This is a genomic window from Streptomyces deserti, assembly GCF_054782695.1.
Window position 1 is genome coordinate 189,088 of the sequence record NZ_BAAGRZ010000012.1, and the last position, 10,609, is coordinate 199,696.

The 10,609-nt window shown below is 74.3% G+C and carries 11 protein-coding genes; 4 read left to right on the forward strand and 7 right to left on the reverse strand.

The window, feature by feature from the left end; all coding sequences use genetic code 11:
• Positions 1-22: 22 nt before the first annotated feature.
• On the reverse strand, positions 23-151 hold the full coding sequence (locus ACYVMZ_RS21585; protein WP_461082050.1) for a hypothetical protein: 129 nt from the start codon (positions 149-151) through the stop codon (positions 23-25).
• 206 nt (positions 152-357) lie between these two features.
• Positions 358-2,916 (reverse strand): helicase-associated domain-containing protein, encoded by a 2,559-nt coding sequence (locus ACYVMZ_RS21590; RefSeq protein WP_461082052.1) that lies wholly within the window; start codon positions 2,914-2,916, stop codon positions 358-360.
• 236 nt (positions 2,917-3,152) lie between these two features.
• On the opposite strand from ACYVMZ_RS21590, the gene ACYVMZ_RS21595 reads away from it, so the two are divergent.
• Complete coding sequence (locus ACYVMZ_RS21595) at positions 3,153-4,205, forward strand: hypothetical protein (RefSeq protein WP_461082054.1); 1,053 nt, start codon at positions 3,153-3,155, stop codon at positions 4,203-4,205.
• 95 nt (positions 4,206-4,300) lie between these two features.
• Positions 4,301-4,933, forward strand: coding sequence for an HAD family hydrolase (locus ACYVMZ_RS21600; RefSeq protein ID WP_461082056.1), 633 nt, complete (start codon positions 4,301-4,303; stop codon positions 4,931-4,933).
• Here ACYVMZ_RS21600 and ACYVMZ_RS21605 read toward each other — a convergent pair.
• A complete protein-coding gene (locus ACYVMZ_RS21605) occupies positions 4,930-5,178 on the reverse strand; it encodes a hypothetical protein (protein ID WP_461082058.1) in 249 nt (82 codons plus the stop codon). The two genes, ACYVMZ_RS21600 and ACYVMZ_RS21605, sit on opposite strands and share 4 nt — an antisense overlap.
• Positions 5,179-5,341: 163 nt before the next feature.
• Here ACYVMZ_RS21605 and ACYVMZ_RS21610 point away from each other — a divergent pair, with 163 nt between their 5' ends.
• Positions 5,342-5,725, forward strand: coding sequence for a cold-shock protein (locus ACYVMZ_RS21610; RefSeq protein WP_461082060.1), 384 nt, complete (start codon positions 5,342-5,344; stop codon positions 5,723-5,725).
• 4 nt (positions 5,726-5,729) lie between these two features.
• Here ACYVMZ_RS21610 and ACYVMZ_RS21615 read toward each other — a convergent pair whose 3' ends face one another.
• From ACYVMZ_RS21615 to ACYVMZ_RS21630, 4 genes are all read right to left on the reverse strand, one after another.
• Positions 5,730-6,578 carry a 1,4-dihydroxy-6-naphthoate synthase gene (locus tag ACYVMZ_RS21615; RefSeq protein WP_461082062.1) on the reverse strand — a complete coding sequence of 283 codons (849 nt, stop codon included), beginning with the start codon at positions 6,576-6,578 and terminating at the stop codon, positions 5,730-5,732.
• Entirely contained in the window at positions 6,568-7,302 is a 735-nt protein-coding gene (locus ACYVMZ_RS21620) for a futalosine hydrolase (protein WP_461082065.1), read from the reverse strand. Before ACYVMZ_RS21620 ends, ACYVMZ_RS21615 begins: the two co-directional genes overlap by 11 nt.
• Positions 7,303-7,316: 14 nt before the next feature.
• The gene (locus ACYVMZ_RS21625) at positions 7,317-7,787 is read right to left on the reverse strand and encodes a hypothetical protein (protein ID WP_461082067.1); all 471 of its coding nucleotides are present in this window, start codon (positions 7,785-7,787) and stop codon (positions 7,317-7,319) included.
• 62 nt (positions 7,788-7,849) lie between these two features.
• On the reverse strand, positions 7,850-9,277 hold the full coding sequence (locus ACYVMZ_RS21630; RefSeq protein WP_461082069.1) for an MFS transporter: 1,428 nt from the start codon (positions 9,275-9,277) through the stop codon (positions 7,850-7,852).
• 312 nt (positions 9,278-9,589) lie between these two features.
• Here ACYVMZ_RS21630 and ACYVMZ_RS21635 point away from each other — a divergent pair, with 312 nt between their 5' ends.
• Entirely contained in the window at positions 9,590-10,516 is a 927-nt protein-coding gene (locus ACYVMZ_RS21635; protein ID WP_461082071.1) for a DUF3027 domain-containing protein, read from the forward strand.
• The last annotated feature ends 93 nt before the right edge of the window (positions 10,517-10,609 follow it).

Sequence of the window (10,609 nt, forward strand, 5' to 3'; positions counted from 1 at the left end):
CCCGAGTGCGCACGGGGACGGGTCAGAGCGCCGGAACCTGGAGGGCGAACCCGGCGGCATCGATGCTGATCGCCGCGGCCTGCGTGGCGAACGCGCCGATCATCACGGCGGTGGCGGTCAGGACGGCGGCCACACGACGGGCAGCACGCATGTGGGACTTCCTTTCTGCTGCACTCGCCCGGGTCCGTGGGGGCCCGGGCCTGATCAGGACACCCGGTGGCTGCCCCGGGGCACCCGACGCAATGCGACACGCCCGGCAGGGTCGCCCAAGGGTGGGAACTGTCCGGCGTGGCGTGCATGAAGCCCGGCGTACACCCGGACGAGTGAGCCGGGCGAGGAAGCCGGACAGGTGCCGCGTCAGTGATCGTCGTCGGCCAGCTCCGCGACCCCCGTGATCCGGTGCAGCGGGTACGTGCGGACCTCGTCAGCGGTGTGGTCGTACGCCGTCACGAAGCCGCCCTCCACGCGGATCGGGGCGATGACGCGCTGGCTGGCGGCGCCCTCGGCGTTGACGTAGCCGATCCACAGGGTCTCGCCGGTCAGGACGGCGGCCTGCATGGTGGCGAGGGTCTCGGCGGCGGCCGTGCGCGGCAGCTCGCCGCCCGCCACGGCGGAGCTCTCCGGCTGCTTGCGCGGGGTGGTGGAGGCGAGGTCCCCCGCCCGGATGGCGCGGACCGCTGCGGCGAGGAGGATGTCGTCGGGGACCGGCGGGCCCTCCGGGACCGGCTCGGGAGGCGTACGGGGCGGGGTGCGGTGGGCGTGCGCCCGGGCGATGAGCACGTCGCCCTCCGCCGACTCGGCGGCCGGCGCGAACCCCATCGCCCGCAGCCCCTCCAGCAGCCCGGCGGGGTCGGTCTGCGCGGCCAACACGGTCGGCGCGAGCCGGCGCAGCCCGAGGCCGGCGGCGCGCTTGTCGGCGAGGATCTCGTTCAGCATCGCCTCGTCGTCGCAGCGCACATACGCCGAGGCCGCGCCCACGCGCAGATGCCCGTGCCGGCGGGCCACGTCGTCGATCAGGTACGTCAGCGGCTGCGGCACCGGCGTACGGGAGTGCGCGGCGAGGAAGGCGTGCAGGTCGGCGGCGGTCTGCCCGGCGTCCAGGGCGCGCCGCACCGAGCCGGGCGTGAACCGGTAGACGGTGGCCCCGCCCTTGGACTCCACGTCCGCGAGCACGCCCAGCGTGTCGGCCAGCGGCCGTCGCAGCGGCCCGGGTGCCACGGCCGTCAGGTCCGCCTGGAGCAGGACGTGGTCCAGCGGCTCGGGGAGCAGCGGCGCGAGCAGGCGGGCGGCGGTGGCGGAGGCGGTGGCCTGCTCGGTGGGGGAGAGGGCGGCGAGCGGCGGGGTGGGCCGGTGGTGGACGGGGAGCTTGTCGCCGGGGCCCTCCGGTGGTGTCTCCCGCTGCTGTGGCTGTTCCTCGTGCCTGTGCGGCGCGGGCGCGCCGAACAGCGCCCGTCCGTGCGTCGACAGCGCGCCCCGCCCGGTGATCCCCAGCAGCTCCGCCTCGGACAGCGTCCACCGGGCGAGCCGGGTGCGCAGATCGTCGTCCTTCTGCGGCCCGCGCAGGGGCCGCTCCCACCGCAGCCGGGCCAGCACGGACTCGGCGGCCGGCGCTGAACCCTCCGGCAACCCGGCCAGCAGCGTCAGCACCCGGTGCCGTACCTCGGGCGCCGCCGAACGGTCCAGACCCGGCCCCAGTGCCGACAACGTACGGTCCTTCGCGTCCCGCCCGCCGACCAGCCCGGCCGTCCGCGTCGCCCCCAGCCACGCCGTGGCCAGCCGCGCCCAGCGCTCGGCGGCGGGCAGCTGAAGCCACTCGTCGTACGCCGGGGTCGCCGCGTACCGCTCGTCGGCGGCCCCGTCGGAGGCGATCAGCCCGGCCGCGTACGCCAGCTCCACCCAGAACGCGGCGACCGGCTCGGACACGTCGAGGGCGACGGCGGTCCGCTTCAGGTCCCGCACGCTCAGCCCACCGGCCCGCAGCACGGCCGGACCGCCCTCGTCCCAGTCCTTCAGCAGCTCCTCGACGGTCGCCAGCGCGGTGTACGCCTGCCCGGCCGCGGTCGCGTCCACCACCTGGGGACGATGCGTGGCGGCGGCCTCGACGGGCGGCGGCACCGGCTCGGGCGACCGGTGCGCCCGCCCGCGCCGCAGATGCAGCGCCACCTCGCGGGGCAGCACGACCGTCCCGGGCGCGGTCGGCAGCAGCAGCCCGCGGTCCAGCAGCCACCGCAGCCGGGGCGCCGGATCGGCCGTGACCTGACCGTACGGCGGCCCCCACACCAGGCGCTCCAGTACCTCGAGGGACTCGGCGGGCGCCCCGGCCAGCAGCGCGGCCATCCGCTCCCGGTCCGTGAACAGGGCGGTCAGGGCGGCCACGGCGGAGACCGAGTCGTGCGTCGAGGGCAGCCCGGCGGCGGTGACGATCTCCTGGATCCGCCCCGGGGACATACCGGCGGTGGCCTCCTGCACGGTGGGGCCGAGCCCGGTCGGCGAAGGGTGCTGCGGCGACGGCGAGAGCAGTTCCCGCGCGGTGCGGACCAGCCGCAACCGGTCGTCGCCGCCCCACACCAGGGCCTGCTCGCGCAGTGTGCCGAGGGCGTGCGGCAGCGCGCCGACGACGGCCGGGTCCCGCTCGTCCCCCGCCATGAGACCGAGCAGCTCGTCGTACGACGCCGGGTCCGCCGCCAAGGCCAGCGCCTCCGCGGTCTGCAGCGCGAACCGGTCCAGCCGCTCCAGGGCGCGCACGACCGAGGCACGGGTGCCGGCGCGGGTGGCGAGCTGGGTGAGGTCGGTGGGGACGGGGGTGATGAGGTCGGGGCGGCTGCGCAGGAGGGCGGCCAGGGCTGCGTCGTCGCGCGCGCGGAGCGCTTCCGCGAGGGAACGGGGGGCGGCCGCGGGGGTCTCCTCGGTGCTCATCCGGTCCACGGTAGCGGGTGGGTACGGCGGTGGGGTGGGCGCTGCTGTGAGGTGCTCGGCGTCGGGGCCGGGGCGGGGTGGGCCGTGCGGCCCGGCGCCGCGGGGTACCGCCGCGCCCACCCGTGCCGACCCTGGCGGCACGTCTGCCCGCGGCTTGCGCGTTACGTCGGCTGAACCGGCTCGCGGTACCGTCGTCCCACGCGGTTGTCCAACGCACCCGCCCCGGAGGGCACTTCGTGGGGATCGAGAGCGACCAGGTCGTTTACGAGTATCTGAGCCGCGTCGGCGACGTGGCACAGCAGCGGCAGCTGCCGTCGTCCGCCCGCATGCGCCTGGTCGCGGAGCTGCGCAACGAGATCGACCGGCGGCGGGCGAGGACGCCCGTCGACAGCCCCGCCGCCGTCCGCCGCATCCTGAACCGGCTCGGCACGCCCGACGAGGTCGTGGCCGCAGCCGCCGACGGCACAGGCACGGGCACGGGCGACAGCGGCACCTCCCCGGCCGCACCCGCATCCGACTCCGCATCCGCCACCACCTCCGTCCCCGCCCAGCGCGACCGCGAAGGGCAGGACCTCGGCGAGCGGACCAAGGGCGTCCTGCGGCGCGTCGTACCGCGTCCCCGTCCGGCCCGCCCGGAGCGGCCCGCCGAGCAGCCGCCCGCCGCCGGCGCCCCGTCCCCGCCGCACCTGGCGGGCGCGCACGAGCTGGGGGACAGCGCCACGCAGCCGGACTGGTGGCGGGTGGACAGCAGTCCCTTCGGGATCGGCGACGAGGTTCCCGGCTTCGTGGGCGGCGTGGAGGTCCCGGAGCTGCTCAAGCCCCCGCCCCGGAAGGACACGGAAGGGGAGCAGAAGCAGCGGCCGGCGGCGATCGAGGAGGCCGTGCCGGTCGTCGAGGCGGTCGAGGAGGTTCCGGCCGGCCGTCGCCGGCGCCTCCCGCGCCTGTCCGCCGGCGGCTGGAGCAACCCCCTGCTGCTGCTCGCGGCCGGGCTGCTCGTGGTGGGTGCGGTGCTCGGGAACTGGTTCGCGCTGCTGATCGGCTGGGCCATCGCCTACACCTCGCGCCGGCTGACCCCGGCGGAGCGGAAGGGGGCGGTCATCGTCCTGCCGGGGCTCGTGGTCGCGGCCGGTGTGCTGTGGCTGTGGGGCCGTACCGACGGCCGCTGGGGCACGCCCATTCCCGAGGGGCACATGAACGACGCGTTCGCCGAGACGTGGCCGTGGGTGGTGCGGGGCGCGGCGGTGGCCTCGGCGCTGTTCCTGGTGTGGCGCTCGCAGCGGCAGCGGTAGCCCGGCCGGGGCGGAGGCGGCAGCTCGGCGGACGCAGAAGTGGCTCACACGGGAGACAGGCCTGGCTGTCGTACCGGCTGGGCACAATGGCCCATATGGCCTTCACGACCCCGCCCGCGCCCACCGTCGGTTTCGACCTGGACATGACCCTCATCGACTCCCGCCCCGGCATCCGCGCCTGCTACCGGGCGCTGTCCGAGCGGACGGGGACGTACATCGACGCCGACCTGGCGGTCACGCGGCTCGGTCCGCCGCTCGTGCAGGAGCTGGTCCACTGGTTCCCGGCGGACCGGGTGGAGGCCATGGCCGACCTGTACCGGGCGATGTATCCGGGCATCGCCATCGCCGCCACGCCCGCGCTGCCCGGCGCCCGGGAGGCCATCGCGGCCGTACGGGAGGCCGGTGGGCGCGCGATCGTCGTCACCGCCAAGTACGAGCCGAACGCCAAGCTGCACCTGGCCCACCTGGGCATCGAGCCCGACGCCGTCATAGGCGACCTGTGGGCCGAGCAGAAGGCGGAGGCGCTGCGCGAGCACGACGCGGGCGTCTACGTCGGCGACCACGTCGGGGATGTGCGCGGCGCCCGGATCGCGGGCGCCCTGTCGGTCGCGGTGGCCACCGGCCCGTGCCCGGCCGAGGAACTGCGTACGGCCGGTGCCGATGTCGTCCTCACCGACCTGAGCGAATTCCCGCAGTGGTTCTCGGACCACCTGGACGGCTGGAACTAGCGTCCGGCGCGCGCCTGACGCCGTCCGGCCGCGACCGAGCGCAGCACGCCCGCACCGGCCATCAGGAATCCGACCGCCATGAGCATGCTCAATCCGAACATGTACGTCGGAAAGGGCGTCGTTCCGAGGAACAGCGGTGCCACCGTGACCAGGGTGGCCACCGCACCGATGAAGAAGACGATGGCACCGGCACGGATCAGACGGTCACCGGGCGCGGCGGAATTCGTTTGGGTTTTGTCACGCACCCGACCAGGGTAGTTCCCAGCGCGAAGGAACAACCGGGTGACGTCTTGTCACCGGCCTGAAGAGCATTAGCCTTGGAACCGGCGGGTCCCGACGGCCCGCCCGAGTGCTATCAAGAGCCGTTTCCGTAGCAGTTTTCCGACGAGTACGAGGACGAGGACAGACGTGCCTACCGGCAAGGTCAAGTGGTTCAACAGCGAGAAGGGCTTCGGCTTTCTCTCCCGCGACGACGGCGGTGACGTCTTCGTCCATTCCTCGGTCCTCCCCGCCGGAGTCGAGACGCTCAAGCCGGGACAGCGCGTCGAGTTCGGGGTGGTCGCCGGGCAGCGCGGCGACCAGGCGCTCTCCCTGACCATCCTGGACCCGACCCCGTCGGTCGCCGCCGCCCAGCGCAAGAAGCCGGACGAGCTGGCCTCCATCGTCCAGGACCTGACGACCCTGCTGGAGAACATCACTCCGATGCTCGAGAAGGGCCGCTACCCCGACAAGGCGTCCGGCAAGAAGATCGCCGGCCTGCTGCGCGCGGTCGCCGACCAGCTGGACGTATAACGCCTCAGCGGAAACTCAGCGCGTTCGGGCCGAGGGGCGGCACCAGCCCCTCGGCCGCCGCACGTGTGAGCAGACCCCGTACGGCCGCGTAGCCGTCCTCGCCGAGGTCGGCGGTGAACTCGTTGACGTACAGCCCGATGTGCTGGTCGGCGACGGCCGGGTCCATCTCCTGGGCGTGCGCCATGACGTACGGGCGGGTGACCTCCGGGTCGTCCCAGGCCGCTCGTACGGACGTACGGATGGAGTCGGCGAGCAGCCGCAGCGTGTCCGCGCCGAGGGACCGCTTGGCGATGATCGCGCCCAGCGGGATCGGCAGCCCGGTGGTGTGCTCCCAGTGCTCGCCCATGTCGGCGAGCTTGTGCAGGCCGTAGCTCCGGTACGTGAAGCGCGCCTCGTGGATGACGAGGCCCGCGTCGACCTTGCCGTCCCGCACGGCCGGCATGATCTCGTGGAACGGCATGACGACGATCTCGCCGACCCCGCCGGGCAGCGTGTCCGCCGCCCACAGCCGGAACAGCAGATACGCCGTCGACCTCTCGCCGGGCACGGCGACCGTACGGCCGGTCAGGTCGACGTCGGCCTCCCGCGTGAGCACCAGCGGCCCGCAGCCCCGCCCCAGCGCGCCCCCGCAGGGCAGCAGGGCGTAGTCGTCGAGGACGTAGGGCAGTACGGCGTACGACACCTTCAGCACGTCGAACGCGCCGCGTTCGGCCATGCCGTTGGTGACGTCGATGTCCGCGAAGGTGACGTCGAGGGCGGGGGCGCCGGGGACGCGGCCGTGGGCGAGGGCGTCGAAGACGAACGTGTCGTTCGGGCAGGGGGAGTACGCGATCTGCAGCTTCTCACCGGTCATGTGGGGTCCAACTCTCCAGTACGGGCGCGAGCTTCCCGAAACCCTCGGTCAGGGCCGCCAGGGCGTCGCCGATGCGCCAGGCGGCGCGGTCGCGCGGGCCGACGGGATTGGACACCGCGCGCACCTCCAGCACGGGCACGCCGTGCGCGGCGGCCGCCTCGGCGACGCCGAAGCCCTCCATGGCCTCGGCGTGGGCGGTGGGGTGGCGGGAGCGGAGCTCGTCGGCGCGGGCGGCCGTGCCGGTCACGGTCGACACGGTGAGCACGGCCCCGGCCCGCGCTCCGGTCGCGGCGACGGCCTGCCGTACGAGCGCGGCGGGCGGACGGTGGGTGACGGTTCCGAAGCCGAGGTCCGTCACCGGCAGGAACCCGTCCGGCGTCTCGGCCCCCAGGTCGGCCGCGGTGATCTCGTCGGCGACGACGAGGGAGCCGACGGGGGCGTGCGGCAGGAAGCCGCCGCCGATCCCGGCGGAGACGACGAGGTCGTAGGGATGGCCGTCGACAGCGGCCGCGGTGAGCGCCGAGGCGGTGGCGGCGGCGGCCCGGGCGGGGCCCACACCGGCGGCCAGAAGGTCGGGGCCGCCGGTGAGCCGATGGGCGGGACCGCCGCCGGTGATGCGGTGGACGGCCGCTCCGGGGAGCACGACCTCTCGTGCGGGTCCCGGAAACGCCCGTGCCACCGCGTCCCGTTCGGCCGGGACGGCGGTGGCCACGAGGATGCGCATCGGCGTCGGGCGGATCAGGCGTCGGCGTTCTCGAGCTTGAAGTTCCACACGCCCTTGAACTTCGAGCCGGAGTCGTTCTGCTCGACGATGCTGATGTACAGGTTCTTCTGCGGGGCCTGGCCCTGCTGGCTGGCGAAGAGGTCCGCGCCCTGGAAGGCGTAGTACGTCTTGTTGAACGTGTCGGTCGCCTGCTGGCCGTTGATCCACAGGGCCCAGCCCTGGTCCGCGACCTCCGGGTCGACGCCGATGCGCAGGGTCTCGCCCTGCTCCACCTTGATCGTCTCCGAGGCCTTCTTCATGGCGCACTTGGTCGCCTGCTCGCGGCTGAGGTCGTCCTCGTAGCACTCGGCCTCGGAGCTGACCGAGTTCTTGCCGAACGTGACGGTGGCCATCGGCGTCGGCTTTTCACAGGCCGACAGGACGAGGAGTCCGGCGGAAACGGCGCCGAGAGCGGCTGCGGCGCGGCGGGAACGCTGGGAGGTCATGTCCGAAGGCTATCGGGCGGGCCTGGCCGCCCTCCCATGTGGGGTACGGCGTGCCCGTACCGTTACGCCACGCGCGGCCGCGTCGCGCCCCCGCGCCGGGCCGAGCCGACCAGCCCGCGCACGGTCGTCAGCCAGCCGGTGCCGACGATCCCGGCGCCCACCGCCAGGCCGAGCGTGCCGTTCAGTGGCAGCGCGATGCCGATCGCCCCGCCGACCACCCAGGACATCTGCAGCAGCGTCTCCGACCGCGCGAACGCCGACGTACGGACCAGTTCGGGCACGTCCCGCTGGATCAGCGCGTCCAGGGACAGCTTCGCGAGCGCCTGCGCGAACCCGGCGATCGCGGCCAGGCACGCCACCAGGGCCGCCCCGAAGAACACCGCGGCCGTGACCGCCGCGCCCGCCACGCAGGCCACCACCGTCACGATGATGATCTCCGGCGCCCGGGACCTGAGCCACGCCCCGACCGCCGTCCCGAGCGCATTGCCCGCGCCCGCCGCGACGGCCACGATCCCCAGCGACACCGCGGCGCTCTGCCCGGACATCGGGTGCTCGCGCAGCAGGAACGCCAGGAAGAAGATCAGGAAGCCGGACTGGCAGCGGATGGCGGCGTTGGCGGCCAGCGCGTGCGTGACGGCCGGGCCGACCGTGCGCAGCCCCGGACGCTTGATCGGCTTCAGGTGCGGCCCGTGCAGATGCTGCTCGTCCGCCGCCAGCAGCGCCGTGTCCTCACCCTTGGCCGAGTCCACCTTCGGCGGCAGGGAGAACGACAGGAACGTTCCGGCCACGAAGATGACGAACGCCCCGTATAGCGGCCAGCGCGGCCCGACCTGCTGCAGACCCGCGCCGATCGGCGCCGCGATCCCGGTCGCCAGCAGTCCGCCCAGCGTGACCCGTGAGTTGGCCTTCACCAGGGAGAACTTGGGCGGCAGCAGCCGGGGCACGACCGCGCTTCTGACCACCCCGTACGCCTTCGACGCGACGAGCACGCCGAGCGCGGCCGGGTACAGCTCGAGGCCGCCGGTGATGACCGCGCCGGACAGCACGAGCGCGAGCAGCGCCCGGGCGAACATCGCCCCGGCCATCGCCGCCCGGCGGCCGTGCGGGATGCGGTCCAGGAGCGGGCCGATCACCGGCGCGAGAAGCGTGAAGGGCGCCATGGTGATCGCCAGGTACAGCGCGACCCGGCCCCGGGCCTCGTCGGTCGGCACGGAGAAGAAGACGGTGGACGCCAGCGCGACGGTGATCATGACGTCGCCGGCGCCGTTCACGCCGTGCAGTTCGATCAGCTTGCCGAGGCCGGACTCACCGGCGCCGTGCGCGTGGGTGGCTCTGCGGATCCCGCGGGCGGTTCCGGTCACCGGCAGGTGCAGGGCACGGCCGACCGCACGGAGCGGGCCGCCCGTCCGGCCCGGCCCGCGACTGCTCCCCTTGGCCCCTTTCGGCCCACCGGTCCCGGTGGTGCCCTGGGGCGTCCTCGCGGCTGCCACGACTGTCATAGTGCCCCGATAAGGCGGTGGCTAGTGCGGTTACCGCGCGTATGGCGGTGCGCTTCGCGGCCGGGCCGCCGGGCCGGCCGGGCGCGAAGCGGCGCCGCGCAGCGGCGGACTGCTCCGTCGGTGTAGGCCGAGCGCACGCGAGAAGGTAGCGTGCGTATCCCAGCCATCCCGCAAAATGGATGGTGCAGGCGCGCCCTTGCACGATTCGGCGCGGACGTCGACGCGGTCCCCCGGTCCGCTCCGTCCGCCCCCGCGCTGGGAGTGGCGCACTCGTGAGACGGCGTATGGAGAGAAGCGATACCTGTGAGCGCAGCGACAACGCGAAGCCGCACCCCCGACCGTCTGTGCGCCGAGGCCGTCGACCTCGCCCGGGCCGCCGCCGAGGAGGCCGCCGCGCCGGGGGTCGTGGGCGAGCACGTGGGGCTGGTGTCCGAGGGCGACCGCGTCGTCACGCACTTCTTCGAGTGCAAGGAGCTCGGATACCGGGGCTGGCGCTGGGCCGTGACGGTGGCCCGGGCGTCCCGCGCGAAGATCGTCACGGTGGACGAGGCCGTGCTGTTGCCCGGCCCCGACGCGCTGCTCGCGCCCGAGTGGGTGCCGTGGAGCGAGCGCCTGCGCCCCGGCGACATGGGCCCCGGCGACCTGCTGCCCACCGACGCCGACGATCTGCGGCTGGAGCCGGGCTACACCGGCGAGGACGAGCCCCTGCCGAACTCCGTCGTCTCCGCGGAGATGGCCGAGCTGGCCGAGGCGGAGGACGCGGAGGTCACCGCGGAACCCCCGGCGCGTCTCCCGGCCACCCCGACCCGCGGCACGATCGCCGCGGTGGCCGAGGAGCTGGGCCTGCGCCGCGCGCGCGTGCTGTCCCGCTACGGCCTGCACACCGCGGCCGACCGCTGGGAGGAGGCGTTCGGCCCCAAGACCCCCATGGCCCAGGCGGCCCCCGCGGCCTGCGTGAGCTGTGGCTTCCTGCTGCGCATCGGCGGCTCCCTCGGCCAGGCCTTCGGCGTCTGCGCCAACGAGTACTCCCCGGCCGACGGACGGGTCGTGTCGCTGGCGTACGGCTGCGGCGGCCACTCCGAGGCCGCGGTCATGCCGAAGCCGCCGCAGCCGGCTCCGCCGGTGATCGACGAGACGCGGGTGGACCCGTTCCCGCTGCGGCCGGCGTCGGACTCGGGGTCGGTTCCGGTGACGGAGGACGAGTCGTCGGCGGAGCTGGGGCACTCCTAGACGAGTAGTTCCGATGTGGCTCAGTGGTCGTAGGCGATCAGTGACCTGGTGATGGGTGCGCCGATGGTGCGGTTGTGCCAGATCGCGCAGGTC